This is a genomic window from Pseudomonas sp. GW821-FHT09D08 (genome assembly GCF_059416305.1).
In genome coordinates, this window is record NZ_JBWKOX010000004.1 from 324227 (window position 1) to 350473 (window position 26247).

25 protein-coding genes and 3 pseudogenes are annotated in these 26247 nt (G+C 56.9%); 14 read left to right on the forward strand and 14 right to left on the reverse strand.

The genetic code is table 11. From position 1 onward, the window contains the following. Positions 1–58: 58 nt before the first annotated feature. Together AC07OP_RS10455 and rep are read right to left on the reverse strand one after the other, a co-directional pair. Positions 59–631, reverse strand: a complete 573-nt coding sequence (locus AC07OP_RS10455; RefSeq protein WP_065938001.1) for a xanthine phosphoribosyltransferase — start codon at positions 629–631, stop codon at positions 59–61. Positions 632–689: 58 nt separating this feature from the next. Further along, complete coding sequence (gene rep, locus AC07OP_RS10460; protein WP_027608306.1) at positions 690–2699, reverse strand: DNA helicase Rep; 2010 nt, start codon at positions 2697–2699, stop codon at positions 690–692. Between the two features lie 267 nt (positions 2700–2966). On the opposite strand from rep, the gene AC07OP_RS10465 reads away from it, so the two are divergent. Further along, positions 2967–4640: a putative bifunctional diguanylate cyclase/phosphodiesterase gene (locus AC07OP_RS10465; RefSeq protein WP_027608307.1), complete on the forward strand. Its 1674-nt coding sequence runs from the start codon at positions 2967–2969 to the stop codon at positions 4638–4640. Here AC07OP_RS10465 and AC07OP_RS10470 read toward each other — a convergent pair. Beyond that, complete coding sequence (locus AC07OP_RS10470) at positions 4637–6049, reverse strand: NorM family multidrug efflux MATE transporter (RefSeq protein ID WP_495100823.1); 1413 nt, start codon at positions 6047–6049, stop codon at positions 4637–4639. The genes AC07OP_RS10465 and AC07OP_RS10470 overlap by 4 nt on opposite strands. Positions 6050–6201: 152 nt before the next feature. Between AC07OP_RS10470 and AC07OP_RS10475 the strand changes: the two genes are divergently transcribed. After that, entirely contained in the window at positions 6202–7158 is a 957-nt protein-coding gene (locus AC07OP_RS10475; RefSeq protein WP_495100824.1) for a LysR substrate-binding domain-containing protein, read from the forward strand. A gap of 142 nt (positions 7159–7300) precedes the next feature. Further along, a complete protein-coding gene (locus AC07OP_RS10480) occupies positions 7301–9277 on the forward strand; it encodes a methyl-accepting chemotaxis protein (protein ID WP_495100825.1) in 1977 nt (658 codons plus the stop codon). A gap of 59 nt (positions 9278–9336) precedes the next feature. Here the strand turns inward: AC07OP_RS10480 and AC07OP_RS10485 are convergent. Continuing rightward, a pseudogene (locus AC07OP_RS10485) lies at positions 9337–10200 on the reverse strand (YifB family Mg chelatase-like AAA ATPase); the annotation flags it as partial. Positions 10201–10610: 410 nt separating this feature from the next. Here AC07OP_RS10485 and AC07OP_RS10490 point away from each other — a divergent pair. The 4 genes from AC07OP_RS10490 to AC07OP_RS10505 all read left to right on the forward strand — a co-directional run bounded on the left by AC07OP_RS10490 (position 10611) and on the right by AC07OP_RS10505 (position 13208). Further along, complete coding sequence (locus AC07OP_RS10490) at positions 10611–10799, forward strand: hypothetical protein (RefSeq protein ID WP_135289337.1); 189 nt, start codon at positions 10611–10613, stop codon at positions 10797–10799. Positions 10800–10842: 43 nt separating this feature from the next. Next, entirely contained in the window at positions 10843–11169 is a 327-nt protein-coding gene (locus AC07OP_RS10495) for a helix-turn-helix domain-containing protein (protein WP_495100826.1), read from the forward strand. Next, on the forward strand, positions 11105–12160 hold the full coding sequence (locus tag AC07OP_RS10500; protein ID WP_495100827.1) for a reverse transcriptase family protein: 1056 nt from the start codon (positions 11105–11107) through the stop codon (positions 12158–12160). The genes AC07OP_RS10495 and AC07OP_RS10500 overlap by 65 nt, the downstream gene beginning before the upstream one ends. A gap of 400 nt (positions 12161–12560) precedes the next feature. Then, positions 12561–13208 carry a YagK/YfjJ domain-containing protein gene (locus AC07OP_RS10505; RefSeq protein WP_495100828.1) on the forward strand — a complete coding sequence of 216 codons (648 nt, stop codon included), beginning with the start codon at positions 12561–12563 and terminating at the stop codon, positions 13206–13208. A 155-nt stretch (positions 13209–13363) separates the two neighbouring features. Here AC07OP_RS10505 and AC07OP_RS10510 read toward each other — a convergent pair. Both AC07OP_RS10510 and AC07OP_RS10515 read right to left on the reverse strand, forming a co-directional pair. Further along, positions 13364–13648 (reverse strand): annotated as a pseudogene (locus AC07OP_RS10510) (energy transducer TonB); the annotation flags it as partial. Between the two features lie 554 nt (positions 13649–14202). After that, positions 14203–14427: a hypothetical protein gene (locus AC07OP_RS10515; RefSeq protein WP_135289342.1), complete on the reverse strand. Its 225-nt coding sequence runs from the start codon at positions 14425–14427 to the stop codon at positions 14203–14205. Positions 14428–14547: 120 nt separating this feature from the next. On the opposite strand from AC07OP_RS10515, the gene AC07OP_RS10520 reads away from it, so the two are divergent. Then, positions 14548–14796: a helix-turn-helix domain-containing protein gene (locus AC07OP_RS10520; RefSeq protein WP_135289343.1), complete on the forward strand. Its 249-nt coding sequence runs from the start codon at positions 14548–14550 to the stop codon at positions 14794–14796. A gap of 3 nt (positions 14797–14799) precedes the next feature. On the opposite strand, the gene AC07OP_RS10525 is transcribed toward AC07OP_RS10520, so the two are convergent. Beyond that, on the reverse strand, positions 14800–15651 hold the full coding sequence (locus AC07OP_RS10525) for an exonuclease domain-containing protein (protein WP_135289344.1): 852 nt from the start codon (positions 15649–15651) through the stop codon (positions 14800–14802). 137 nt (positions 15652–15788) lie between these two features. Here AC07OP_RS10525 and AC07OP_RS10530 point away from each other — a divergent pair, with 137 nt between their 5' ends. Both AC07OP_RS10530 and AC07OP_RS10535 read left to right on the forward strand, forming a co-directional pair. Further along, the gene (locus AC07OP_RS10530) at positions 15789–16004 is read left to right on the forward strand and encodes a hypothetical protein (RefSeq protein WP_135289345.1); all 216 of its coding nucleotides are present in this window, start codon (positions 15789–15791) and stop codon (positions 16002–16004) included. Between the two features lie 131 nt (positions 16005–16135). Continuing rightward, the gene (locus AC07OP_RS10535) at positions 16136–16753 is read left to right on the forward strand and encodes a recombinase family protein (RefSeq protein ID WP_495100829.1); all 618 of its coding nucleotides are present in this window, start codon (positions 16136–16138) and stop codon (positions 16751–16753) included. A gap of 85 nt (positions 16754–16838) precedes the next feature. Here the strand turns inward: AC07OP_RS10535 and AC07OP_RS10540 are convergent, their stop codons facing one another. The 3 genes and pseudogenes from AC07OP_RS10540 to AC07OP_RS10550 all read right to left on the reverse strand — a co-directional run bounded on the left by AC07OP_RS10540 (position 16839) and on the right by AC07OP_RS10550 (position 19797). Beyond that, a complete protein-coding gene (locus AC07OP_RS10540; protein ID WP_495100830.1) occupies positions 16839–18632 on the reverse strand; it encodes a recombinase family protein in 1794 nt (597 codons plus the stop codon). A gap of 43 nt (positions 18633–18675) precedes the next feature. Then, positions 18676–19323, reverse strand: a pseudogene (locus AC07OP_RS10545) (magnesium chelatase domain-containing protein); the annotation flags it as partial. A gap of 213 nt (positions 19324–19536) precedes the next feature. Next, positions 19537–19797 (reverse strand): accessory factor UbiK family protein, encoded by a 261-nt coding sequence (locus tag AC07OP_RS10550; protein ID WP_027608312.1) that lies wholly within the window; start codon positions 19795–19797, stop codon positions 19537–19539. A 422-nt stretch (positions 19798–20219) separates the two neighbouring features. Between AC07OP_RS10550 and glnK the strand changes: the two genes are divergently transcribed. From glnK to sutA, 4 genes are all read left to right on the forward strand, one after another. Further along, entirely contained in the window at positions 20220–20558 is a 339-nt protein-coding gene (gene glnK / locus AC07OP_RS10555) for a P-II family nitrogen regulator (protein ID WP_002555808.1), read from the forward strand. A 34-nt stretch (positions 20559–20592) separates the two neighbouring features. Then, positions 20593–21930: an ammonium transporter gene (locus AC07OP_RS10560; protein ID WP_495100831.1), complete on the forward strand. Its 1338-nt coding sequence runs from the start codon at positions 20593–20595 to the stop codon at positions 21928–21930. Between the two features lie 199 nt (positions 21931–22129). Beyond that, positions 22130–22555 (forward strand): secondary thiamine-phosphate synthase enzyme YjbQ, encoded by a 426-nt coding sequence (locus tag AC07OP_RS10565; RefSeq protein WP_065938004.1) that lies wholly within the window; start codon positions 22130–22132, stop codon positions 22553–22555. A 102-nt stretch (positions 22556–22657) separates the two neighbouring features. After that, positions 22658–22984: a dormancy-specific transcriptional regulator SutA gene (sutA, locus tag AC07OP_RS10570; RefSeq protein WP_027608315.1), complete on the forward strand. Its 327-nt coding sequence runs from the start codon at positions 22658–22660 to the stop codon at positions 22982–22984. A gap of 107 nt (positions 22985–23091) precedes the next feature. On the opposite strand, the gene AC07OP_RS10575 is transcribed toward sutA, so the two are convergent. From AC07OP_RS10575 to dapF, 4 genes are read right to left on the reverse strand one after another with little or no spacing between them, the layout of a single operon-like run. Beyond that, a complete protein-coding gene (locus AC07OP_RS10575) occupies positions 23092–23787 on the reverse strand; it encodes an HAD family hydrolase (protein ID WP_495100832.1) in 696 nt (231 codons plus the stop codon). Continuing rightward, positions 23784–24683 carry a tyrosine recombinase XerC gene (gene xerC / locus AC07OP_RS10580; protein ID WP_495100833.1) on the reverse strand — a complete coding sequence of 300 codons (900 nt, stop codon included), beginning with the start codon at positions 24681–24683 and terminating at the stop codon, positions 23784–23786. The genes AC07OP_RS10575 and xerC overlap by 4 nt, the downstream gene beginning before the upstream one ends. Positions 24684–24685: 2 nt before the next feature. Beyond that, complete coding sequence (locus AC07OP_RS10585) at positions 24686–25402, reverse strand: DUF484 family protein (RefSeq protein WP_495100834.1); 717 nt, start codon at positions 25400–25402, stop codon at positions 24686–24688. A 13-nt stretch (positions 25403–25415) separates the two neighbouring features. Then, a complete protein-coding gene (gene dapF, locus AC07OP_RS10590; RefSeq protein WP_065926685.1) occupies positions 25416–26246 on the reverse strand; it encodes a diaminopimelate epimerase in 831 nt (276 codons plus the stop codon). Between the last annotated feature and the right edge of the window lies 1 nt (position 26247).

Here is a 26247-nt window from a genome sequence, read left to right on the forward strand (position 1 = left end):
GTCAACAGGTGGGAGGGGGCAAGCCCCTCCCACCTGTTTAACCGCGTGCAGGTAACGATTACTCGATGAAGGTAACCACGCCACCTTCCAGCGACTTCACCCGCGCCAGCGACTCGACCCGATAACCCTGCGCATCCAACTCCGCACGACCACCCTGGAACGACTTCTCGATCACAATCCCCAAGCCGGCAACGGTCGCACCGGCCTGTTTGATGATCGAAATCAGCGCTTGGGATGCCTTGCCGTTGGCCAGGAAGTCATCGATCACCAGTACGCGGTCGCTGCTGGTCAGGTGGCGCGGCGAGATCGCCACGGTGCTTTCGACTTTCTTGGTGAAGGAATACACCGTCGCCGACAGCAGGTTTTCGGTCAGGGTCAGGGACTGCTGCTTGCGGGCGAAAATCACCGGCACGCCGAGGTTCAGGCCGGTCATGATCGCCGGTGCGATGCCCGACGCTTCGATGGTGACGATCTTGGTGATGCCCGAGTCCTTGAACCGTGCGGCGAATTCGTCGCCGATCAGCTTCATCAGCGCCGGGTCGATCTGGTGATTCAGAAAGGCGTCGACCTTGAGTACCTGATCGGAAAGCACGATGCCTTCTTCGCGAATTTTCTTGTGCAGTGCTTCCACGGAAAGCTTCCTCTAATGGCGGGTTGTGCGCCGAAAGTAGATTAAAAAGTAGTCGATTCTAGCGCTTTAACATCGCGCGTATATCCGCCAGGGCGGTGTTGCCGCGAACGGCTTTCACCTCGGTCGGGGTGTCGTCATTGCCTTCCCAGGCCAGGTCATCCGGCGGCAGCTCGTCCAGGAAACGGCTGGGGGCACAATCGATGATTTCGCCGTATTGCTTGCGCTTGGCGGCAAAGGTGAAGGCCAGTGTCTGACGTGCGCGGGTAATGCCCACGTAGGCCAGGCGCCGTTCTTCCTCGATGGTGTCGGCCTCGATGCTGGAGCGGTGCGGGAGGATTTCCTCTTCCATGCCCATGATGAACACGTAGGGAAATTCCAGGCCCTTGGACGCATGCAAGGTCATCATCTGTACACCTTCGGCGCCGTCTTCCTCTTCCTGCTGGCGCTCGAGCATGTCGCGCAGCACCAGCTTGCCGATGGCGTCCTCGACGGTCATTTCGCCGTCTTCGTCTTTTTCCAGGGTGTTCTTCAACGCTTCGATCAGGAACCAGACGTTGCCCATGCGGTAATCCGCGGCCTTGTCGCTGGAACTGTTGGTGCGCAGCCAGTTTTCATAGTCGATGTCCATGACCATGCTGCGCAGGGCGCTGATCGGGTCTTCGCCGGCGCACTGCTCACGTACCTTGTCCATGAAGCGCTTGAAGCGCGACAGGCGATCGGTGAAACGCGTGTCCAGGTGTTCGCCCAGGCCGATTTCATCGGTGGCGGCGTACATCGAGATCTTGCGTTCGGTGGCGTAGTTGCCGAGCTTTTCCAGGGTGGTGGAACCAATCTCGCGGCGCGGCACGTTGATCACGCGCAGGAAGGCGTTGTCGTCGTCCGGGTTCACGATCAGGCGGAAGTAGGCCATCAGGTCCTTCACTTCCTGGCGTCCGAAAAAGCTGTTGCCACCTGACAGCCGATACGGGACTTGGTGGTGCTGCAATTTCAGCTCGATCAGCTTGGCCTGGTAGTTGCCGCGATACAGGATCGCGAAGTCGCTGTAGGGGCGGTCGGTGCGCAGGTGCAGGCTGAGGATTTCCACCGCCACGCGCTCGGCTTCGGCGTCTTCGTTGCGGCAGCGGATCACGCGGATCTCATCGCCGTGGCCCATCTCGCTCCACAGTTGTTTTTCAAACTCGTGGGGGTTGTTCGAGATCAGCACGTTGGCGCAACGCAGGATGCGGCTGGTTGAGCGGTAGTTCTGCTCCAGCATCACCACTTTCAGGGACGGGTAGTCGTCCTTGAGCAGCATCAGGTTTTCCGGGCGGGCGCCGCGCCAGGCGTAGATCGACTGGTCGTCGTCGCCCACCACGGTGAACTGGTTGCGCGTACCGATCAGCAACTTCACCAGCAGGTATTGGCTGGCGTTGGTGTCCTGGTATTCGTCCACCAGCAGGTAACGCACCTTGTTCTGCCACTTTTCGAGGATGTCGGCGTGTTCCTGGAACAGCTTCACCGGCAGCAGGATCAGGTCGTCGAAGTCCACCGCGTTGAACGCCTTGAGCGTGCGCTGGTAGTGGGTGTAGACAATGGCCGCGGTCTGTTCCTTGGGGTTGCGCGCGTTTTCCAGGGCTTCGGGCGGCAGGATCAGGTCGTTTTTCCAGGCGCCGATCATGTTCTTGATCTCGTCGACGCCGTCGTCGCCTGCGTATTCCTTCTGCATGATGTCGGTCATCAGGGCCTTGACGTCGGTCTCGTCGAAGATCGAGAAGCCCGGCTTGTAGCCCAGCCGCACATGCTCCTTGCGGATGATGTTCAGGCCCAGGTTGTGGAAGGTACACACCGTGAGGCCACGGCCTTCGCCACCCTTGAGCAGGGTGCCGACACGCTCTTTCATTTCCCGCGCGGCCTTGTTGGTAAAGGTCATGGCGACGATGTACTGGGCGCGGATGCCACAGTTCTGGATCAGGTGCGCGATCTTGCGGGTGATCACGCTGGTCTTGCCGGAACCTGCACCGGCGAGCACCAATAGAGGGCCGCCGACGTAGTTCACGGCTTCTTGCTGCCGGGGATTGAGTCGGGACATACGGAATTCAGAGAGTCGTTATTCAAAAGGGCGGGCATTTTAACAGGCTGGCAAGATTCTGCTGCCCTGGATCGACGGTGTGACGTACCACTCGATCTAAATTTGCCGCTTTTGCTACTTTGCCGCAGGATGTCGGGGCTTCTTGTGGTTAAAGCAGCGACAATTGCTTACACCTGCGTATTTGATAACCCCTATCATTGGTGATTATCAGGCCGCACGTCATAATGCCCGCCGCCAACGAATTTTTGCAGAGTCTAGGGAGCTAGCTTGTCTACGCCTGTCGAACCCTTGCGTTTGCTGCTGCTGGCCGATACGCCTGAGTGGGCAGCGTTGTTGCGCGAGTGCCTGGCGCCGATGGGCGATGGGGCTGTGCTGATCAGCGCGCCAAACTGGGACTCGGTGAGTCGTCTGTTCGATGACGACGACAGCGCCGTGCTGTTGACCATGCCCAGCCTGCAACCCGGTCCTGGCCGTTGCAGCTTGCCGTGCGTGTTGTTGTTGGAGCAGGAACCGTTGGTTTCGCCACTGGGCGTCAGTGACTGGCTGATCCGCAATGCGCTGGACGCCGACACGCTGCGTCGTTGCCTGCGCCATGTGCGTGAGCGGGGTGTGCTGGAAAACACCCTGCAACGCCTGGCCGAGCAGGACCCGCTCACCGGCATCGCCAACCGCCAGGGCTTCCAGACCCTGCTGGCGGCACGGTTGGCCGAGAACGAAGGTCGCGGCCTGGCCCTCGGTCACCTGGACCTCGATAATTTCCGCCATGCCAACGATGCCCTCGGCCACCAGGCCGGTGACCGCCTGATCCTGCAGGTGGTCTCGCGGCTCAAGAGCCAGCTGGAAGCCGGCGATCAACTGGCGCGCCTGGGCAGCGACGAATTCGCCCTGCTGATCGATACGCGCCGCGCGCCCCAGCGGGCGGAGTGGATGGCCGAGCGCATCACCGAAGCCATGGCCGAGCCGTATTGGGTGGATGGCGAAAGCCTGCTGATCGGCTGCAGCCTGGGCGTGGCCCATGCCCGCGCCCGTGCCGGCGCCGACCCGCTGATGTGGCACGCCCATATCGCCATGCAGCAAGCCAAGAGCACCCAGGGCTGTACCTTTCATATCTTCAACGAACGCATCAACCGCAACGCGCGCAGCCTGGCCGACCTGGAAAGCGAGCTGCGCCGTGCCTTGCGCCGTGATGAGCTGGAGCTGCATTACCAGCCGCGCCTCGACTTGGACGACGGGCATATCGTTGGCCTGGAAGCCCTGGTGCGCTGGCGCCACGGCGAGCGCGGCCTGTTGCCGCCGAGTGAGTTCGTGCCCCTGGCCGAGCAGAGTGGCCTGATTGTACCGCTGGGTTACTGGGTGATTTCCCGGGCCCTGCGTGACATGCAAGACCTGCGTGAACGTGGCCTGCCGCCGCTGCATATGGCAGTCAACCTGTCGTTTCGCCAGTTCCAGGACAGCCAGCTGCTTTCTACGCTGAGCCGGCTGATCAGCGAGCGCGGCGTAGAAGCGCAATGGTTGGAGTTCGAACTGACCGAAACCGCCGTGATGCGCCGCAGTGACCTGGTCAAGCAGACCATGGACGCCCTTGGCCGCCTGGGTGTGCGGTTTTCCCTGGATGACTTCGGCACCGGTTTCTCTTCGTTCGTGCATCTCAACAGCTTGCCGATTGCGTTGCTGAAAATCGACAAAAGCTTTGTCGGCGGGATGGAAGAGCGCGAGGAAAACCGCAAGCTGGTGCACGCCATGATCAACCTGGCGCACAACCTCAACCTGGAAGTGGTGGCCGAAGGTGTGGAAACCCCCGAGCAACTGGCGCTGTTGCGGCTGTTCGGCTGCGACCAGGCCCAGGGTTACCTGATCAGCAAGCCGCTGCCGTTGCCGGAGCTGGTGGAATACCTGACCTTCGGCGACGGCAAGCACACCCGCGTAAGCGAGGGGCTCTAGTCGGCCTGTGCGGCCTGAAAGCCGGTGTCGGCTTCAGGCTCCGGGCCTTCCCGGCGAATCATCCGCTTCATCTTCGCTTCAAACGCCCAGGTCAGGCTTATCGCGGCGCAGGCCAGTCCCAGTGCCAGGCCCCACCACACGCCGGTTGGCCCCCAGCCCAAGGTGAAAGCCATCAGCCAGGCCGAGGGTGCGCCAATCAACCAGTAGCAGCCTGCACCGATCAGGAACGTGGTCTTGGCGTCCTTGAGCCCGCGAATGCAACCCATGGCGATGGTTTGCACGCCGTCGAACAACTCAAACCACGCGGCGACAGCCAGCAGGCTCACGGCCAGGACGATCACGTCGTGGAACGCCGGGTTGTCGTGGTCGATCAGCAGTCCTATGAGCGGTTCGGAAAACAACCACAGCACCGCCGCGAATCCCAGCATTATCGCCGCGCCAAAGCCTATGCCGACACGCCCGGCCATGCGTGCCTGCAGCAACTGCCCGGCGCCATAATGCTGGCCGATGCGCATGGTCACCGCGTAGGACATCCCCGCCGGCACCATAAAGGCCACCGACACGATTTGCAGGGCGATCTGGTGCGCTGCCAACTGCGTGCTGCCCATGGTGCCCATGCACAGGGCTGCAAAGGCAAACAGCCCGACTTCCACCGCATAGGTGCCGCCGATCGGCAGGCCCAGGCGCCACAACTCGCGCAGATACTGGGTGTTGAGGCGCAGCAGCCCGGTACTCAGCGGGTAGGCGGCATAGGCCCGGTTACTGCGGATGTACCACATCAACGCCAGCGCCATGCTGTTGGCGACAATCGCCGTGACCAGGCCGATGCCCATCAAGCCGAGCTTGGGCAGGCCGAACATGCCTTCGATCAGCGCATGGTTGAGCAGGTAGTTGACCACTGTACCGCCGAGGCTGATCACCATCACCGGAGTGGCTTTGCCGATGGCGCTGGTAAAACCGCGCAGGGCCATGAAGCTCAGGTAGCCGGGCAGTGCAAACGGCAGCATGGTCAGAAACTGCCCGGCCGAATGTACGTTGGTCTCGGTCTGGCCGAACATCAGCAGCACTGGCTTGAGGTTCCACAGCAGCAGGGCCGCCGCTAGGGCCATCAGCCAGGCCAGCCACAGCCCGGCCTGGGTCAGGCGGGTGGCGCCTTCGATATCGCCCGCGCCGTGGCGGATCGCAACCAAGGTGCCCACGGCGGCAATCACGCCGATGCAGAAAATCGCGACGAACGAATAGCTCGCCGCACCCAGGCCGCCACCGGCCAGGGCTTCGGGGCTCAGGCGCGCCATCATCAGGGTGTCAGTCAACACCATCAGCATGTGCGCCAACTGTGAGGCAATCAACGGCCCTGACAGCCGCAGAATGGCCCAGAGTTCGGTACGTGCCGGATGCTGCATGATCATCACGCTCAAAAAGTCAGAGGGTTGAGGAAGGGTTGATTCTCGGCGCTCTCAGCCCATTGCACAAAGGGATAAATGCGATCGTTTGCATGATTAAAACTCATGCCTGATTGATTCTGGTAGGGTTTCAGTATTGCGCTGTCGGAGCTTTCCTCATGTCTCGTCGTCTTCCTCCTCTTTATGCCTTGCGCGCGTTTGAAGCGGCCTCCCGACACAGCTCTTTCACCCGTGCCGCCGAGGAATTGTCCATCACCCAAAGTGCGGTGAGCCGACATATCCGCACGCTTGAAGAGCATTTCGCCTGCCGCCTGTTCCAGCGCAACGGCCGCACCTTGCAGCTCACTGAGGCGGCCCGTCTGTTGTTGCCCGGTGTGCGCGAAGGGTTCGCGGCGCTGGAGCGCGCCTGCCATACCTTGAATGCCGAAGATGACATCCTGCGTATGAAGGCCCCCTCCACGTTGACCATGCGCTGGCTGCTGGCGCGACTCAGCCGCTTCCGGGCGCTGCAGCCGGGCAATGAGGTGCAACTGACCAGCGCCTGGATGAGCGTGGACGAGGTGGACTTCAATCAGGAACCTTTCGACTGCGCGGTGCTGCTGAGCGATGGGCGTTTTCCAGCGGATTGGGAGGCCAGTTACCTGTTCCCGGAACTGTTGATTCCTGTCGGTGCGCCGAACCTGCTGGAGGATGGGCCTTGGGATGCCGCGCGCCTGGCCACCGCCGAATTGCTGCACCCCACGCCCGACCGGCGCGACTGGCGCAATTGGCTGGCGCGCATGCAGCTGTCGTCCCAGGTGTCGCTCAAGGGCGGGCAAGTGTTCGACACCCTGGAGCTGGGCATGATCGCCGCTGCGCGGGGCTACGGCGTGTCCATGGGCGATTTGCTGATGGTGGCTGAGGACGTCGCCCAAGGAAGATTGAGCCTGCCGTGGCCGACGGCGGTGGCCAGTGGGGAAAATTACTACCTGGTCTGGCCCAAAACCCGCCCTGGCGGCGAGCGCTTGCGACGGCTGGCGGAATTTCTGCAAGGCGAGGTGCAGGCGATGGTGTTGCCTGCGGTCGAACGCCTCGACTGGATGCTTGGCGGCGTTGGTTCGCAACCGTTTGCGTGATACCCCTGTGAAGCGCTCAAGTATTGCTGCGGCCAGCCGAAGTAGGTGTGTTGGAACTATCGTGCACCAACGTTTCCCATCAGATAATTTGCCGAGCAGCGCTATGAGATCAGGATGATCCTGGCCTCGGCCAGGAGCTGTCATGTCTCAACCTCGCGCCCGGATTGCCTCCCAGTTAGGCCTCGCGTTAGCCGTGATTCTGGCTGTCGTTATCAGCGGCAGTACGGTATTTGCCTTGCGTTCCCTTGACTCCGCCAACCTCGACACCCGCGAGGAGCACCTGGCCAGCGAGGCGCGCCTGCTCGCCGACCAACTCAATACCTTCCACAGCTCCTTGCGCGAGAGCACTCAGCGTTTGAGCGGACTGTTTGAAAAACGCTTCGGCGCCGGGTTGAGCGTGCATGTGGACCAACCCGTGAGCGTGGCCGGTGTTCAGACGCCCAGCCTGTACCTGGGCAACGAGGTGTTGAACAACAACTTTGATGAGGTGGACGAGTTCAAACAAATGTCCGGCGGCGTGGCCACCGTATTTGTGCGCAGTGGCGACGACTTCATCCGTATCAGCACGTCCCTGACCAAGCAAGATGGCAACCGCGCCATTGGCACCGTCCTCGACCGTCAGGGCCCGGCCTACCAGCGCGTTGTGGGTGGGCAGACCTACATCGGCAGGGCGGTGTTGTTCGATCGCTCCTACATGACCCAGTACAGCCCGGTGCGTGACAGCAGCGGTAAGGTTATCGCCGTGCTGTTCATCGGTTTTGACTACACCGATGCGCAGAATGCCCAATTCGAAAACCTCAAGCGCTTCCGAATCGGCCAGACCGGCTCCCTCGCACTGCTGGATGAGCAAAAGCACTGGCTGGTGCCACCCGCCGGCGTGCAGGCGTTGGATCAATCGGTGCCGGTGATGCTGGACCTGGCCAAGACCCCGGGCAAAGGTCGCTTCTGGAGCGACAAGAACGAAGACTTCTATAGCGTTTCGGTACCGTTCGAAGGCGGCCCATGGGCCGTGGTCGCGAGCATGCCGAAAGCTGAAATCCGCGCGGTGACCTGGGCCGTGGGGATTCGCCTGGTGATCGGCAGCGTGCTGGCGATGTTGCTGGCGGTGGGCGCCACGGTCTGGCTGCTGCGCAGCAAGTTGCAGCCCCTGAGTGACCTGGTGAGTCAAGCCGAGGCCCTGGGGGCGGGCGATCTGAGCGCACGCTTGAACGTGTCCAGCCATGACGAAATCGGCCAACTGGCACGCAGCTTCAACCAGATGGGCGAAGCGTTGTCGACCATGGTCTCCCATATCCGTAACGCTGCCGAGGAGGTCAACAGCCGCGCCCAGGTCTTGTCCGGTTTGTCCGGCGGTGCCTATGAGGGCATGGAGCAGCAGTCCGGCGAGATCACCAGCATGGCCGGCGCGGTAGAGGAGTTCAGCGCCACGTCGTTGAATATCGCCGACAACATGGGCAATACCGAACGCCTGGCCCAGGAAAACGCCCAGCAGACCCGCATTGGCCGCACCTCGATGCAGGAAGCGTCGTCATCCCTGGAACACATTGCCACCGCCCTGAACAGCACGGCCACGGTGATCAACACCCTGGGCCAGCGCTCCCAGGAAATCGGCGGGATTGTCGGCGTGATCACCTCGATTGCCGAGCAGACCAACTTGCTGGCGCTCAACGCCGCCATTGAAGCCGCCCGCGCAGGGGAGCAAGGCCGTGGGTTTGCCGTGGTGGCCGACGAAGTACGTAACCTGGCGTCGCGTACCCGTGAAGCCACCGATGAAATTTCCGGCATGATCCAGAGCATCCAGAAGGAAACCGGCAACGCCATCAGCACGATGGAGCAAGGCAACGCGCTGATGCAGGAAGGCCTGTCGCGCAACGCCGATGTGGCCTCGGCCCTGGCGCGTATCGACGAGCAAAGCCGCTCGGCCGGTCAGCAGTTCGCGGCCATCACCACCGCCACCCAGGAGCAGAGCAGCACCGCGACCCTGCTCAGCAGCAACCTGCAGAGCATTGCGCTGGCCAACAGTGAGCAACGCGAAGTGGTGTCCAACCTGGCGATTACTGCCAAGGAACTGGAGACGTTGGCGGCGAGCCTGCGCCATGAGGTGGATCGCTTTCGCTGAGCCACCGCTGTACACAATGTGGGAGGCCTGTCACTCCCACATTTGGCTTTGCGCCAAGTTTAAGTGATCGCCGCCGGGCGGTATTGCAGGGCCTCTTTCAGGTGGTCGCGGGTGATGGTCTCTACCTGGTCCAGATCCGCCAGCGTGCGCGCCACCTTGAGCAGTCGATGGGCCGCGCGCAGCGATAGGGTCAGTCGTTCACAGGCCGTTTCCAGCCAGCTTTCATCCACCTTCGCGAGCTTGCAGTGTTCGCGCAGCCCCGGCAGATCAAGAAAGGCATTCGCACAGCCCTGGCGCTTTTGCTGATGCTCGCGAGCCTGGGCGACCCGCGCTGAGGCATGGGCGGTATCCTCGCCCGCCTGTTGGATCGGGTTCAGTGCCGTCGTTTCCCTCGCCACGGTCAGGTGCAAGTCAATCCGGTCCAGCAGCGGCCCCGAGAGCTTGTTGCGATATCGCTGAATCTGCTCCGGCGTACAGCGACAGCGCCCGCTGGGTTCGCCCATATAGCCGCAAGGGCAGGGGTTCATCGCCGCGACCAGTTGGAAGCGCGCTGGGAAACTCACTCGGTCGCGAGCGCGGGAAATCACGATATGCCCCGACTCCAGCGGTTCACGCAGCACTTCCAACACCTTGCGATCAAATTCCGGCAGCTCATCCAGGAACAGCACCCCATGATGAGCCAGGGTGATTTCTCCCGGCTGTGGTTTCGAGCCGCCGCCCACCAGTGCCGGGCCGGATGCCGAGTGATGCGGTTGACGAAACGGTCGATGGGGCCAATGGCTCAGCGGCGCCAGACTTACAACCGATTGAATCGCGGCAACCTCCAGCGCCTCCTGTTCGCTCAACGGCGGTAATAAACCGGGCAGGCGGCTGGCGAGCAACGTCTTGCCGGTGCCGGGCGGCCCGCTGAACAACAGATTGTGGTACATAACACCCGATTATGAACTGACACATCCAAACACAGGGTGTGCGCCGCAAAAGGCTTCATGTCAGCGAAAAAAATTCGCTATTTGCGAAAAAAATATTTGACAGAGGAAGATGCATCGTAGATATTACGTCTGCGGTCGGTGACTTAATCTCGCTGCTGTAGGTACGAAGCCCTTGGGTAACGTGCCGTGGAGTTGAAAAACTCTACCCCTTTGTTTTCAGTAGTTGGGTCCGGTGTACGCCACGACTCTACGCTACGAGACATAGACGGCTTCGTCGAGAGCGACGAAGCCGGTGTCCCAGAGGGGGGAAAAGCATTGCTCAACCCGATTCACTTTTCTTGTTTAGTTATGTGCGAGAGACATGTACAGCCGTACGTGTCATAACTAATACAGGAGCTGTAAAAATGCAAAAAAGTGAAAGTAGTAACACCGCAGAGCAATGTCTGGTTAGTCCAGAAAAGAAGAAAAAGTGGAGCGTTGTAACGGTATTTGTGGCTTGTTTCAAAGCTGTTCGGTTCTTCGTGAATCTGTTCGCTTTGGTTGATAAATATGGGCCTAAGGTACTTGCTTTCTTTGGAATCGATCTCGAATAACCTACCCCCGCTGTAGTCACACACACATCACAGGTGCTCAGTCATGCTCAATAAAGCCCTGAAAATCATCAGAACCTTTCATGATGTATCACAATCTGAAATGTCTGGTCGTTTAGGGATATCTAACTCGTATCTTTCAGAAATCGAGTCCGGTAAGAAGCAGCCATCAATCGACATTCTCACTCGATACAGTGAATGCTTTGATATACCACTATCATCCATCCTGTTTTTTTCGGAAAACTTGGACAGCCCAAAGCCATCCGACAAGTTAAGATTGCATGTGGCCAAAAGGATTGTCTCAATACTTGAATGGAATCAAAACCGAAATGAGGCCTCAACAAAGTTCGGCAAAAAAGCGAAGGTCTTTTAAGCTATACACAATCAATCAGTCTGCATTGTACAAAATCACTTCTCCTAAGAAGCTGTCGAATGCGCTTAACCGCAGCGAGCTTGAGATTGATGTCCTTCTAGGAAGTGATGAGAATTATCGTGAGTTCACTTTGTTGGAAGAGCTCAATCCGTTTTCGCACAAACGGAAAAAAGCCAGACTGGTCCAAACGCCCAATAAAGACTTGCGTTCAGTTCACGAACGTATCCTGAAGCTTCTGCAACGTATTGAGTACCCAGAATATGCTCATGCTGGTGTAAAGAAGCGTTCATATCGTTCCAACGCTCAAGCGCATCAGAAGTCAAAGGAAGTTGCGACCTTTGACTTAAGCAACTATTACGGTTCGGTGAAGGCGCACCATGTATACGACTTCTATTTGAAGCAGTTGCAATGTGTTCGAGACGTATCGGGAATTCTGACTAGGCTTTCAACGCATAGGAACTGTATCCCTACAGGCAGCCCGCTAAGCCCACTGCTAGCCTTGCATAGCTCCCGCACCATGTTTGACAGCCTTGATTGTCTTGCAAAAAGGTACGGTTTAGTCTTTACATGTTACGTCGACGATCTGACATTTTCAGGGGATGCAATTCCGCCGTCGCTTGAGCGAGAGGTTGTCTCCATCGTTAGACGGAATGGGCATAGCATTAACAAGAAGAAAACAAGGATCTTCAGGGCGCACCAGGCGAAACATGTTACTGGAACGGTGATCATCAACGGAAATATTACCGTACCTCATGCGCGACTGGTCACTGTTCGTCGGCTCGAAGATGCAATCAATGGCAAAATGGATAGCTTTGGTTTTAGTGAAGCTAAGCTAATGGAAAAATTGGCGGGCGTGCTCAATGAAGCGTCCTATCTTGATTCAAAGTTTCGATCCAAGGCGCTCGCTGCCCGGAGCAACCTTTCCAGCCCAAGCCCCAGCCCCAGCCCCAGCCCTAGTCCCGCCCCGCAGGTTGCTGACGCATCTATCTGACCTCTCATAGTGCGCCCATTTCGTAGTGGCGTGCTATCCGCCACTTGTCCTCTCGCCTTCTCATACAGATTCAGCAATGAGTGATGTAACTGAATCGTCCAGTTGCGACTGCACCTGCAAGCGATTTCGCGAACAGCAAAATTCAGTAGATGATGAGAATTTATTTGGTCTCAATGTTTAACATCTGACTTTTCCGCGTTACTCTGTATTCACAGCGACAAGGTACAACCTCTTTTGTCGGACTGAAAATCCATCTGCACTCAGCCAGCAACAAGCCCTGGAAGGCATTTTGCTGCGTGCAATTTTGTAATATCTATTATATGTGCCAATAATATATTATATATTATGCATGCAATATATATTCAACTGTAATTAAGGTAAGGGCTAGGAAAACGAAAAGATGAAAATGAAAGAAAGCTTCCGCGATACATATAATGGTTTGAAGGTTAATGCCAGCAAAGATAAAGGATATGGGGTGTATCCCGTTATTTTGAAACGCATCCATGATCAATTGATGAATCTTCAAGAACACCATTCTCGTATCACAATTGTCCGAATTGATTTGCATTTCCCTTGGAATCATAAAACCAACAATAAGTTAGAAAATCAATTGCTCAGTCGATTTATTAAAATGTGCAAGGCTGATCTTGGTTCGTTCGGTTGGGGGCAACACAAAAGGTTCATTCATGGTTGGGTTAAAGAAGTTGGCGAAGTAGCAAAGTCTCACTATCATTTATTCTTCGGCTTTCAGACTCTACAGCGCCTGCTGGGGAAGATTTCGGGTGACGGTCATACCGGCATGTGGAAAATGTTCGAAGACCGCTGGATCGAGCTCACAGGCGGCACAGTACACTTCGTTAAGAATCCACACTTCCTGAGCCGAGACGATAAGCGAAAGTTCGCAGATTGTTTCTACCATCTCAGTTACCTTGCCAAAATCAGGGATAAACATTTCGGTACTGGCGAAACGCATCGTCGATTTGGGTTTTCGAAACTGGCACCAAAACAGATGCCACCAACTGTGTTGGAAGAGTTAATGGCAGCTTGATTAACTTTTGGCTATTCAGGCTGCCTGTGAGTGCGCAGGGGCGGTTTTAACTTGGCGGTAATGCACTGCTGCACTAATCGATTAAGTCCCCCCAAAACCTCCTGTGCGGCTTTATGGGTGTTGTGCTCTATGTTGGCTTCATTTCACTGCATTTTTCATAAAGCTAAATCATCTGGTGTAAATGTCATGTCGAATGAACGATATGCTTTGATGTCACTTGGATTCATGCCCTGAATTTCATTCAATCGGCCAATATTCCTAATGGCTGCCACCACTGAATGATCATAAGGGGTATCTCCGCTCGACTTTGTTATTTCCGTCGATGTGATGGTTCCGTCGGCAGCCATACCGATTTGAACTGTGGCAGTCATGTTGCGCCGCGCACTTGGAGGACGAACCCAGCCCTCGGAGGCCCTGGCCTTAATCAAGTCACCAATACTCGCGGTTTCCAGATCGTAGATCACTTCAGGTCGAGCCTTGCCTAATGCAATGTTCGGCGGAAGCGCGATGCAGTTAACGAGGTATACGCCAATCCCAAATTCAAGCCGCATGCACTGAAAGTACATTTCACGACCCACATCGATATTGGCAGCGAACTCCCGATTAGGCTTCAACTCGCCGGCCTTCAATTGATTACCAACAACTGACCAAGATGCGGCTTGAATGGGCGCTAGGATGACAGTCACAGCCGTTTTCTTTCCGAAATCCAAGATGAAACTGGCATTACCACCGTTGTCCGCGACGATCTTATCAATACGACCGTGGTAGAGCAGAGGTTGAGAATATTTGATTTCTGCACGCGGTTGATTCGCCTGCCAGTCGTTGAAGATTTGGGTAGGGCCTATGGCCTTTGAAAAATTCCAACCCGTGGTTTCGACGACATTTAACAACCGTGTATTGAAGTAGCTCGACGCCCCATTATCGTAGTCAGCTTGAGCCACGAATGAGACCGACAGCAACGTGACCATCAGCGAATATTTCATCTGCGCTCCTGTTACGGACGGGAAAGGGCTTGGGCGCGCAGACGTTTCAAAGTCGAGGGAATCCCGGCTAGGAACAAGATTAACGCCACTAGTAGCATCACAGAGCCCACTAGGACACCAATGCCAAGCGCCTGTCGGAAATTCCAGACATACCCAAGCTCCATGGCAAGGATTCCGACCATGCTGGCCAACGGCATGCTTGATGTTGCGATGAACATTGCGATGTAAAGCTTCATATCGATTCCTTGATCGAGGCGCTCAACCCAGTGTTGGCGCTCCCGTGAACAAAATATCTGAAAATCAGATATCCGGAAACCAGATATACGTTGTTGGGCTGCTCACCATCGGTCAGCCACATGCCTAAAGCAATTTACAGAACTGAATACAGCGTCTTCTTGGCCCTGCTGAAAAATCGAAGAATTGCTGCCGGACTCACGCAGGTGCAATGTTCAACCGCTTTGGGGCGTCCGCAATCCTTCATGAGCGATGTGGAGCGTGGGGTCCGTCGACTGGACATAATTCAGATATGCGACCTGTGCGCTGTGCTTGGATGTGACGTCGTTGAGTTGATCAAAGATTTGAAAAACGGCATCCAAGCGCTGTAGCGATTAGGTTGGTATTAGTAAGGCCTGAAAGTCGCTCTCACCTAAAATGCGGATCTTTTGACCTTTTGAAATTAACTGCTCGGCTTTGATGTGCTTTGAGCTCTTGTTTTTGCCGGCTAGCCGAGTGATATCCTGATCCCCAACTACCAATAATGTGGTTTGTTTGGTCACGCCGGAACCAATCTCGCATCCGCCCGCTGCTGCCAAGGCGGACGCATCTTGGCGTGGGATGGATAGTGCTCCGGTGAACACCACTACGTTACCAGCCAAGATTCCATCCGGATTGACCGTAAGCGTATCTAGATGGCTTAGCGTTGATAGCGGGATGTTGACGAGCGAGCACCATTCAGCAGCCGTAGACCCCGTGTGAGCGATTGCGCGAAGTAGTATTTCCCCTGCCGCCTTTGCATCTTCCAAGGCATCATGGTGTTCAAAATTAATGTCGAAGGTGGAGGCAAGATTTTTGAGCCCATATCCCGACCGTGAAAACTCCGCCCACGCTCTGCGGGCGACCTTTGCGGTATCAAGCCAAGAACAATCGAAATGCGCTAAACCAGCATTCTGACAAGCGCGCAGTGTTGCAGTACGATCAAACGGCATATGACTGGCCACGATTTGACCCGTCACGAATGGCAAAATCTGGCTATAAACATCAGCCCAAGAGGGAGCCGACGCGATCGTCGCTTCGTCAATTCCATGTACGGATACGTTCATAGGGTGAAAGTAGTCGTTAGGGTTGACTAGGGAGCTCCACGTATCGTGAAGTTTCCCGTCTCGAAATACGGCGATTCCAACCTGACAAATGCTTGCAAGGTTGGGGTTGGCTGTCTCAACGTCAATCACAGTGAAGTCCATTTCTTTCTCCGGAAGCAGTCGATCAAAAAGACGTGAACCAGAGTGGAACGTATCAACAGTGAAAGACGCTTGCAAACTGATAGCAGTTCCAACTGATCTTCCTGACTTCCAGTATCACCCATCAAAGGATGACCCAAATGCCAGGTAATGCAGAAGCCAACATCGTAACCGCTGACGTACTGACCTTGCTGTTGTACAACCAGTATGCGTTATCAGCAGCACTGGAAGAGGTTGCAGTGTGGGCAAAGTCAACTGGTGCGCTCGAAACACATAGCAACGCCATCGGGGCGCTGAATGCCCTCGACGAAAATGCTTCAGCAATCACTGCCGGGATTCTCAAGTTGAGACGGTAACTGCTATCAAAGGAGTCTACTTTTTTAGTAGTCCGACGGAACGTCGTTTGCGTCTATCAAAAACCTATTGCGAATAGCTATATGATCGATTTATCATAGGTCTATCAAATAAAACTATAAAGGATAAAAAATTGAAAGCACATCTGTACCTGCGTGCCAGCACCAAAGACCAAGATGCCTTGCGGGCGAAAGCTAGCTTGGATGCATTCGTAAATGAAAAAGGCCTTGTCATTGCAGGCGTGTATTCTGAAAACATCAGTGGAACAAAGCTAGACCGTCCAGAATTAATGCGGTTGCTGGACGCAGCACAACCCGGTGAATGCATTGTATGTGAAAGCGTTGATCGTCTAAGCCGTCTGTCCCAGTCAGACTGGGAAACTTTGAAAGCCAAGATCAAAGCAAAGGGTTTACGCGTTGTGATAGCAGATTTGCCTACAAGTCATATGTTGATTGAAGACATGGGGATGACTGGTCAGATAATGGACGTTATCAACAGCATGCTGCTGGACCTCATGGCGACGATGGCTCGTCTTGACCAGGAAAAACGTGTTGAGCGAATCAAACAAGGATTGCAAAACAAACGTCTAGTAGACCCAGACTGGACACCAAAGGGAAAAAGCAAGAACGTTGAAAAGTGGGCAAAAGTAAAAATGCTAATGGCTAAGCACCCAACAATGTCAGCAGAAGATATTGCCAAACTTGCAGAAGTTGGCGTTGCAACAGTTTACCGAATCAAGCGTGAGGCCTAGTCTCCCCCGCAGGCCCGGATGGGTTAGATTTAGGTACCATCCACGGTTCCATGCGGCGAAGATCAGTTCAGACATTCGGCACCCTCTAGGTATCTCCTTTGTCTCCACCCCAAAATTGTTTTTCAAAAATCTTCAATAACTTTTGATTAGCGGCCTCATTATCTGCCGCACTGAACCGAAACTGATGCACGTCAATATCACCCTGCACATTACTCTTGTACGTTGCCATCGATTCATCTGATAACGCTTCTTTCAGCATTCTATCTGGCTTGGTTATAAACTTTGTCGCTTGCATGTCATTTTGACGGATGCCGGCACGCAGTATTTCAATGGAAAAAGGTACAAATAGCGGGTCTTGTCCATGATCTGCCATATAGATAAACTTAGGCAACTCTCCCACCATCACAGTGTATTGAGTCCGGATGTCATCGTGTTTAATCCGGACTGCTATTCCAAGCCGCTGGACCTGCTGGTTCGCTAAATATCGTCCTTCATATGAAATCAAATCAAGCTTCTTGAAAAATTCAAACTTGTCGGTTATATACTCAGATGAAAGGTCGGCTTTGCATTTGTCAAGCTCAAATACCATTTTTGAGATATCTCCCTCTACACTTGCGGCCGTTTCTGCCAGTGTTCTCGAGGGGTAGGATTGCAACAGTGCAGAAACATCGACGAGCTTAAGTCTTGCTGATTCAATCCGGCCATCGAGTTCACTAATACGCTTACGCAACACTTGTGCGTTGTCTTTGATCAGTGATGCCATATTAAGTTTGGCAAGCATTTCTTGGAAAACAATCTCACTTTCATCTAATCGAACTGATCGGTTAATGCACGCACCCTTCGCAGACTTTGAACAGCGAATATATTTTCGTCCTTTCGGTGGTTTTCCTTTATTAACTAGATGCATTGGTGATTTGCAATATGCGCAAACTGCAATTTTTGCCCAGACATTAAAGTTGGAGGACGTCTTCGCTGCCTTTGACACATTTCTCGATTTGCGGCTATCCAAGGCAGCATAGTACAGTTCTTCATCGATCACTGGCGGGTAGAAACCTTTGATGGGCTCGCCAGAAGTGCGGCGCTGACCGTCTGTCCAAATATTTGGCTGATACTCTCCAAGTACCGATCTGTTTACCAGTATCTTGCCAATTGAGCTATTCCCCCATAGCCCAGACTTGTTCCTATTTTCAGAGCCAAATACTGGCACACCTTCACTATTGAATAACTTTACAATCGCTCGTTGTCCATATCCTTGAATCGTCAGGTCGAACACCCTTTTGACAACGCTGGCACGGTCAGGAATTACCTTGTAGGCCTCGCCATCAAACGCTAACCATTGCGGGCACGCAGCACCAAGGGGGACACCCTCTGCGCGCGCCATAGCTTGTTTCTGCCGCCATGCGTCCGAAACCCTTTGCCCTTTTATCGAGGATTCGGAATGAGCGCGGGACATATGGAATATAGACATGACCAACTGCATCGTTTCGGCAGACTTTTTGTAGACAGTGCCATCGCCGAACGTAACGACAATAATTCCGCTATTCAAAAGGTCCAGAAAACGCGGTAATGCCTCTGTGACCTGTTCTCGACTTAGGCGGTCAAGTGACTCAACCAGCAAGTAAGAGCCAGGAGCAATCACGCCTTCTTTCACGTAGTCGTAAAATCGGCCAAGACTGCTTGAAACCCGATTCACGTTACTTCCTCTATATGCGCTTACACCCGCATCCAAGAATGCGTAGTTACTGTCTTTTACGAGCTCCAAATTATGTTTGTCTGCGTATTCGATAGCCGCTTTGTATTGGCGTCGACGACTGTCCCCTTTTGCCTGCTCTGGCGTTGAAAAACGGACATAACTGTAGGCTTTCGGTCTGTTGGACATTGGTCAAATACTGAAGAATTTTGGTGGGTGTATTGTAATACAATATTAAAAGGTTATGCGCGCCCGCTGCCGCGATCAGCAACGCTCGCTTGGCCGCGAGCTGGCCCTGGACTTCACTCAGGTCCGGATAGGGCTTGTTCAAGTACAGCAGGCCATCGGACGTGTAAGGCTCGATCGGCACATGTCCATTCAGGTGCGCCACCACTTGCAACAGGTGGTCCACCGCAATCACCTTCAACCCCGACGCCAGGCACGCCTCTTCGGCATTCGCTCGCGGCACTATCACGGTGCGCCCGGCCTTGCGCGCCGCCAGCGCGGCCGGCAACACGCCTTTTACCGCCCGCACCTCGCCGGACAGCGCCAACTCCCCCAGGCATTCCACGTCATCGAGCGTCAACGCCGGCACCTGCACACTGGCCGCCAGGATCCCCAGGGCAATCGCCAGGTCAAAACGCCCGCCGTCCTTGGGCAGGTCGGCGGGCGCGAGATTGAGGGTGATCCGGCGAGCGGGGTATTGCAGCGCAGAGTTGAGAATGGCACTGCGCACCCGGTCCTTGCTTTCCTTGACCGCGGTTTCGGGCAGGCCCACCAGCGTCAGGGACGGCAGACCATTGGCCATATGCACTTCAACGGTGACGGCAGGGGCTTCGACGCCGATCTGGGCGCGGCTGTGGACGATGGCGAGGGACATGCTCGTTCCTTGAAAGGGGAGGCCGCTTCCTGCGGTTTTTCAAGGGTAGACGAGGTAGGGAAGAGCGAGGCGGGGAGGTTTTACAGAACGTATCCAGAGCAAAAGGTAGAGCGAATGTGGGAGGGGCTTGCTCCCGATAGCGGGGGTCAGTCAGCATTGATACCGGCTGACACACCGCCATCGGGAGCAAGCCCCCTCCCACACTGAGCGCATTTATTCGGCAGGAGGGGTCAACCGCGCTTCCAGCTCTGCCACTTTCGCTTCCAGGCTCTCCAGCCGCGCACGGGTGCGGGCGAGAACTACCATCTGGCTATCAAACTCTTCCCGGCTCACCAGGTCGAGCTTGCTGAAACCGCTTTGCAGCAAGGCCTTGAACTGGCTTTCGATTTCATTGCGGGGCAGCGGGGTGTCGCCGCTGAACAGGCGAGAGGCGTGGCCGCTCAGGGCGTCGAGGAGGTCTTTGGGCGCGAGCATGGGAAATATTCCGGAAAACTGTTGGCGGGCAGTGTATCACGCAGCGTCTATAGTCTTTTTCACGGCCTGGGTCGCACGCTTTTCGCGCATCAGGCCGGGCGGTGATGCACCGTTTTCGTGCGCATTGCAGGCGCCGGATGGCCCCGTTGGTGGGCCTAGGTGAGCAAAGGACTGATTTCAGTGATTTTTACGGAGCTGGCAAGGTTTCTGCTTAGACGATCATGACCCATGCACTGATGCAGTCGCTGTGACGAATGCAGTGCGCCGACGGATCAGGGGTACAGGTTTCGTCACCAGTGGTTCGCTGGCGTCGCAATGGCAACTGCCCTTGCGACGATGCGTTACAAAGCCAGGCACTGCGCTTAGACTTGAGACGGGTTTGTTTTCCTGGGGCAAGTCCACCAATTCGGGAGAGAGTTTTCATGAAGCTAGTCACTGCCATCATCAAGCCGTTCAAGTTGGACGATGTACGCGAGTCGTTGTCCGAGATCGGCGTGCAGGGCATTACCGTTACTGAGGTCAAGGGCTTCGGTCGGCAGAAGGGTCACACCGAGCTGTATCGCGGCGCGGAATATGTAGTCGATTTCCTGCCGAAGGTGAAGATTGATGTCGCCATTGACGACAAGGATCTTGACCGGGTTATCGAGGCGATAACCAAGGCCGCCAACACCGGCAAGATCGGTGACGGCAAGATCTTCGTGGTCAATCTGGAACAGGCTATTCGCATCCGTACCGGCGAAACCGATACCGACGCAATCTAAGCCGCCAAACCCCAACGCCCCAGGAGAAAACAATATGACTCTGCGTAAATTCGCAGGGCTCGGAGCCCTGTTGTCCATCGTAATGCCAAGCCTGGCTATGGCGGCAGACGAAGTGGCTGCTCCAGTCCTCAACTCCGGTGACACCGCCTGGATGCTCACATCCACCGCGCTGGTGCTGTTCATGACCATTCCAGGCCTGGCGCTGTTCTACGGCGGCATGGTGCGCTCCAAAAATATTCTGTCGGTGATGATGCAGTGCTTCGCCATCACCGGCCTGATCAGCATCCTGTGGGTTGTCTACGGCTATAGCATCGCGTTCGATACCACCGGTATGGAACAGGGTGTGGTCAACTTCAACTCCTTCTTCGGCGGCATGGGCAAGGCGTTCCTGGCGGGCGTGACCCCGGCCAGCATCACCGGGCCGGCTGCGCTGTTCCCGGAAGCCGTGTTCATCACCTTCCAGATGACCTTCGCCATCATCACCCCGGCGCTGATCGTCGGTGCGTTCGCCGAACGCATGAAGTTCTCCGCCATGCTGATCTTCATGGCTATCTGGTTCACTCTGGTCTATGCGCCAATCGCCCACATGGTGTGGAGCGGCAACGGTGGCCTGCTGTGGGACTGGGGCGTGCTGGACTTCGCCGGTGGCACCGTGGTGCACATCAATGCCGGTGTCGCTGGCCTGGTGGCGTGCATCGTGCTCGGCAAGCGTAAAGGCTTCCCGACCACTCCAATGGCGCCTCACAACCTGGGTTACACCCTGGTGGGTGCGGCCATGCTGTGGGTCGGCTGGTTCGGCTTCAACGCCGGCTCTGCGGCTGCGGCCAACGGCACCGCCGGCATGGCGATGCTGGTGACTCAGATTGCTACCGCTGCTGCAGCCCTGGGCTGGATGTTCGCCGAGTGGATTACTCATGGGAAGCCAAGCGCACTGGGCATCGCCTCGGGTGTAGTGGCTGGCCTGGTCGCCGTTACACCGGCCGCCGGTACTGTTGGCCCGATGGGCGCCCTGGTGATCGGCCTGGTGGCCGGTGTTATCTGCTTCTTCTGCGCTACCAGCCTCAAGCGCAAGCTGGGCTACGACGACTCCCTGGACGCATTCGGCGTGCACGGTATCGGCGGTATCGTCGGTGCGATCCTCACCGGTGTGTTTGCAGCCCCTGCATTGGGCGGCTTCGGCACCGTGACTGACATCGCCGCGCAAGTCTGGGTCCAGTGCAAAGGTGTCGGCTTCACCGTGATCTATACCGCCATCGTCACCTTCATCATCCTCAAGGTGCTGGATGCGGTCATGGGCCTGCGGGTTACCGAAGAGGAAGAGGCTGTCGGCCTCGACCTGGCGCAACACAACGAACGCGGCTACAACCTGTAAGTACGCGAAAAAAAGATGCCCGGCTTGCCGGGCATTTTTTTGCCTGGCGTTTGTCAGTCATAACAAGCTGTGCCGGTTTTTGCGCAGAGTTTGTCATGCACTTTCCAGCGTGCGAATGTCTTACAGGCATGTAGGCGTATTCGGCACTTTGTTTTTTCCCAGAGCGCGCTAGAATGCGCGCCGATGGGCGGAGAACTGTATGTGGCAACAGACCCTGATTACCCTGCGGGCCAAGCCCCGGGGCTTTCACCTGGTGACCGACGAGTTGCTTGCCGGTTTGCCTGAACTGAAGGCCTGCCGCGTGGGCCTGTTGCACCTGTGGCTGCAGCACACCTCGGCCTCGTTGACCGTCAACGAGAATGCCGATCCGGCGGTTCGTCGTGACTTCGAGCGTTTTTTCAACTCGCTGGTGCCACAAGGCCGCGCCGGGTTCGAACACAACGACGAAGGTCCGGATGATCTGCCGGCGCACTTCAAGGCCAGTCTCCTGGGCTGCCAGCTGAGTTTGCCGGTCAAGGCCGGCCGCTTGGCGATAGGGACCTGGCAAGGTGTTTATCTGGGCGAGCACCGTGATCATGGCGGTGCTCGTAAAGTCCTCGCCACCCTGCACGGTGATGGGGCATAAGCCACTGGTTATCCGGTGGATGTTGATTTTTTCCCGGTGACCTCGACAGAGGATGAAGCTGGGCTATAACTAATCTGCTTTTCGCAAGTCATGAGGTAGAACATGAGCGACGATGATCTGGAAAACGACGAACTCGAAGTAGGTGACGAAGACGACACCGAAGAAGGTCTTGAAGCGGCGGCGGAAGACGTTGCTGAGGACGACGGTGGTGATGACGCTCCTGTTCCAGCTGCCAAAGGCAAAGCCAAGGCTGCTGTTTCGGTAGACGAATTGCCGAGCGTTGAGGCCAAGAACAAAGAGCGCGATGCCCTGGCCCGTGCGATGGAAGAGTTTCTTGCCAAAGGCGGCAAAGTGGTCGAAGTCGAGCCGAATGTGGTTGCAGACCCGCCCAAGAAGCCGGATAACAAGTACGGCAGCCGACCTATCTAAGGTCAGCCACCTGCTTGTAAGAAAAAGCCCGCCGTCGCTGCGGGTTTTTTCATGCCTGTAATAACCGGCTACAAGTCACCCCCCCTCCCACATTTTTCTCACCCGTATTACTGCCAGCTACGAAGTAGCGCCGGCAACTCCGTCAGGCTGCGAATCTGTGCGTCCGGGAGTTTATCCCCTTCCCACACCTTGTCCGACGGGTTGAACCACACCGCCCGCAGCCCCGCCTGCTGCGCCCCGGCAATGTCATCCCCGGGGTGGTCGCCAACATGCACCGCCGCACTGGCATCCACACCGCCGCGCTGCAGCGCTTCGTGGAACAGCCGCGCATCCGGCTTGGCGATGCCAATATCTTCAGCGCGTAGCGCAAAGTGAAAGTAGTCCGCCAGGCCAACACGCTGCACATCGGCATTGCCATTGGTGATCACACCCAGCAGAAAGTGCTGGCGCAGCGCTTGCAGCATCGGCTCGGCCTCAGGGAAGGGCGTGAGCTGATGGCGGGCGTGAATGAACGCTTCGAAACACACATCGGCCATTTCCGTGGCCTCAGGCTGTGGATAACCGGCCTCTTCAAACGCATGTATCAACACCCGATGGCGCAGGATACTGATGCGGTGTTTGAGTTCGGGATGCCGTTGCAGCACCTGTTGGCGCAGGCTGGCGAAATGCTCCAGGGGCAGGTCGCCCACCTTGGCGGCATGGGTGGCCAGCCATTCGCGCATCGACGCTTCGGCGCTGATGATGACGGGTACGTTGTCCCAGAGCGTGTCGTCCAGGTCGAAGGTGATCAGCTTGATGCTCATGAGTCGCCGTCCTTGATGCGTTTGGCCCGTGGATGGGCGCTGTCGTAGACCGTTGCCAGGTGCTGGAAGTCCAGATGGGTATAGATCTGCGTGGTCTTGATGTCGGAATGGCCAAGCAGTTCCTGCACGGCGCGCAGGTCCTGGGACGATTCCAGCATATGGCTGGCAAAGGAGTGCCGCAGCATATGTGGATGCAGGTTCTGCCCGAGCTCGCGCTCGCCGGCAGCCTTGACCCGTACCTGGATGGCCCGTGGCCCCAGGCGCCGCCCTTGCTGGCTGATAAACACTGCGTCGTCCACCGGGTTGGCCAGGGCGCGCAGTGGCAGCCATAGTTGCAAGGCTTCGCGGGCTTTCCTGCCGACCGGCAGCACCCGGGTCTTGCTGCCTTTACCGAGCACTTGCACCAGGCCGTCGGCCAGGTCCAGTTGATCGAGGTTCAGGCCTGTCAGCTCCGATAGGCGCAAGCCCGAAGAGTAGAACAGTTCGAGGATCGCCTGGTCGCGATGGGCGAGGAAATCGTCCTCCACGGCGCCATCGAGCAATTGCAGGGCGCGGTCGGTATCCAGGGTCTTGGGCAGGCGTCGTTCGCCTTTCGGCGGGGACAGGCCATTGGCCGGGTCGTGGTCGCAGAGGCCTTCGCGATTGAGGTAGTGATAGAGACCGCGCACCGCCGACAGCAGGCGCGACAGGCTGCGCGAGGACTGGCCCGCTTGGTGCAGCCGTGCGATCAGGCTGCGCAGGCCCTGGATATCCAGGGCCTTCCAGCTGGTGACCTGCTGCTTTTCGCAATACGCCAGGACCTTGTTCAAGTCCCGTCGGTAAGCCTCCAGGGTATGGGGTGACACCTGGCGCTCGTTACGCAGGTGAGCGCAGTAAGCGTCCAGTTGCCGTTCCATGGCTAGCGCACCGCGCGCAGGGCGCTGGTGTGGCGCGGCAGGACGCGGCCCAGTACTTCGGCGATATAGGTGAGGAACAAAGTGCCCACCGAGCTCTTGTAGTGCGCGGGATCGCGGCTGGCGATGGCCAGGACGCCGTGCAGGCCTTGATGGCTGAGAGCGACCACGGCGGTAGAGCCGATCTGCTTGCGCTGTTCGGCGCCGAACAGGAAGTCCAGCTCGTGCTCGCGCAGCGTGCCGCTGATGGTCTTGCCTTCGGAAAGCAGGCCACCAATCGCGGTTTGCGCGTCGCTGCCGCTGACCCAGCGACCCACCGGCATCGGGTTGTCGCTGAACAGGATCAGGCTGACAAACGGCACCTGGAAGTCCTGGCGCAGGCTGTCTTCCACGGCAATCACCGTTTCTTCCAGGCTGCCGGCGTCCATCAGGGTAAGAATCAGGCGGCGGGTTTTCTCGAACAGGCGGTCGTTGTCGCGGGCGACATCCATCAGGTGCGAGAGCTTGTGGCGCATTTCGATATTGCGCTCGCGCAGGATCTTCATCTGTCGCTCCACCAACGACACGGTGTCGCCGCGCTGGTGGGGGATGCGCAGGGCCGGGAGCAGTTCTTCGTGTTCGACGAAGAAGTCCGGATTAGCCTCAAGGTACGCCGCGACGGCAGCGGCCTCCAGACTTTCGCTCGGGGTTGCTTGTGCGGGTACTTGAGGCTTATCGGTCATTGGCTTGGCTCACTCATAGACGGACCTGTCCTTCGTATACGCGCGAGGCCGGCCCGGTCATCATCACCGGGTGGCCAGGGCCTGCCCACTCGATGGACAGGCGTCCACCGGGCAGGTCGATCAACAGTGGCGAATCCATCCACCCCTGGCTGATCGCGGCCACGGCAGCGGCGCAAGCACCGGTACCGCAGGCCTGGGTTTCGCCGGCGCCACGTTCCCACACGCGCAATTGCGCACGGGAACGGTCGATCACCTGCAGGAAACCCACATTGACCCGCGCCGGAAAGCGCGGGTGGTGTTCGATCTTCGGCCCCAGTTCATGCACGGGGGCAGTGTTGATGTCGTTGACCCGTAGCACCGCATGGGGGTTGCCCATGGACACGGCAGCGATGTCGACGGTCTGGCCGTCAACGTCCAGCGGGTAGCTGGCGGCCTGCTCGGTCGCCTGGAACGGAATATCCGCCGGCACCAGGCGCGGCGCGCCCATGTTGACGCTGATCTGGCCGTCGCTGCGGATATCCAGCTCGATCACGCCGCTCTTGGTCTCGACGCGAATCTGCCGCTTGGCGGTCAGGCGCTTGTCCAGCACAAAGCGGGCGAAGCAGCGGGCACCGTTGCCGCACTGTTCCACTTCGGAACCGTCGGAGTTGAAGATCCGGTAACGGAAATCCACCTCCGGGTTGCTTGGCGCCTCGACGATCAGCAATTGGTCGAAGCCAATCCCGGTATGCCGGTCGCCCCACTGTTTAGCGTGCTTGGGCAGGATGTGCGCGTGCTGGCTGACCAGGTCGAGGACCATGAAATCATTGCCCAGCCCGTGCATCTTGGTAAAACGCAGCAGCATG

Bases quoted from the DNA above. Each gene is read 5' to 3' on its own strand.
- xerC (WP_495100833.1), bottom strand. From the start codon at position 24,683: ATGGAACGGCAACTGGACGCTTACTGCGCTCACCTGCGTAACGAGCGC.
- AC07OP_RS10490 (WP_135289337.1), top strand. From the start codon at position 10,611: ATGCAAAAAAGTGAAAGTAGTAACACCGCAGAGCAATGTCTGGTTAGT.
- AC07OP_RS10585 (WP_495100834.1), bottom strand. From the start codon at position 25,402: ATGACCGATAAGCCTCAAGTACCCGCACAAGCAACCCCGAGCGAAAGT.
- AC07OP_RS10495 (WP_495100826.1), top strand. From the start codon at position 10,843: ATGCTCAATAAAGCCCTGAAAATCATCAGAACCTTTCATGATGTATCA.
- AC07OP_RS10540 (WP_495100830.1), bottom strand. From the start codon at position 18,632: ATGTCCAACAGACCGAAAGCCTACAGTTATGTCCGTTTTTCAACGCCA.
- AC07OP_RS10470 (WP_495100823.1), bottom strand. From the start codon at position 6,049: ATGATCATGCAGCATCCGGCACGTACCGAACTCTGGGCCATTCTGCGG.
- AC07OP_RS10505 (WP_495100828.1), top strand. From the start codon at position 12,561: ATGAAAATGAAAGAAAGCTTCCGCGATACATATAATGGTTTGAAGGTT.
- AC07OP_RS10525 (WP_135289344.1), bottom strand. From the start codon at position 15,651: ATGGACTTCACTGTGATTGACGTTGAGACAGCCAACCCCAACCTTGCA.
- AC07OP_RS10560 (WP_495100831.1), top strand. From the start codon at position 20,593: ATGACTCTGCGTAAATTCGCAGGGCTCGGAGCCCTGTTGTCCATCGTA.
- AC07OP_RS10475 (WP_495100824.1), top strand. From the start codon at position 6,202: ATGTCTCGTCGTCTTCCTCCTCTTTATGCCTTGCGCGCGTTTGAAGCG.
- AC07OP_RS10530 (WP_135289345.1), top strand. From the start codon at position 15,789: ATGCCAGGTAATGCAGAAGCCAACATCGTAACCGCTGACGTACTGACC.
- dapF (WP_065926685.1), bottom strand. From the start codon at position 26,246: ATGCTGCTGCGTTTTACCAAGATGCACGGGCTGGGCAATGATTTCATG.
- AC07OP_RS10550 (WP_027608312.1), bottom strand. From the start codon at position 19,797: ATGCTCGCGCCCAAAGACCTCCTCGACGCCCTGAGCGGCCACGCCTCT.
- glnK (WP_002555808.1), top strand. From the start codon at position 20,220: ATGAAGCTAGTCACTGCCATCATCAAGCCGTTCAAGTTGGACGATGTA.
- rep (WP_027608306.1), bottom strand. From the start codon at position 2,699: ATGTCCCGACTCAATCCCCGGCAGCAAGAAGCCGTGAACTACGTCGGC.
- AC07OP_RS10480 (WP_495100825.1), top strand. From the start codon at position 7,301: ATGTCTCAACCTCGCGCCCGGATTGCCTCCCAGTTAGGCCTCGCGTTA.
- AC07OP_RS10565 (WP_065938004.1), top strand. From the start codon at position 22,130: ATGTGGCAACAGACCCTGATTACCCTGCGGGCCAAGCCCCGGGGCTTT.
- sutA (WP_027608315.1), top strand. From the start codon at position 22,658: ATGAGCGACGATGATCTGGAAAACGACGAACTCGAAGTAGGTGACGAA.
- AC07OP_RS10520 (WP_135289343.1), top strand. From the start codon at position 14,548: ATGCCTAAAGCAATTTACAGAACTGAATACAGCGTCTTCTTGGCCCTG.
- AC07OP_RS10515 (WP_135289342.1), bottom strand. From the start codon at position 14,427: ATGAAGCTTTACATCGCAATGTTCATCGCAACATCAAGCATGCCGTTG.
- AC07OP_RS10575 (WP_495100832.1), bottom strand. From the start codon at position 23,787: ATGAGCATCAAGCTGATCACCTTCGACCTGGACGACACGCTCTGGGAC.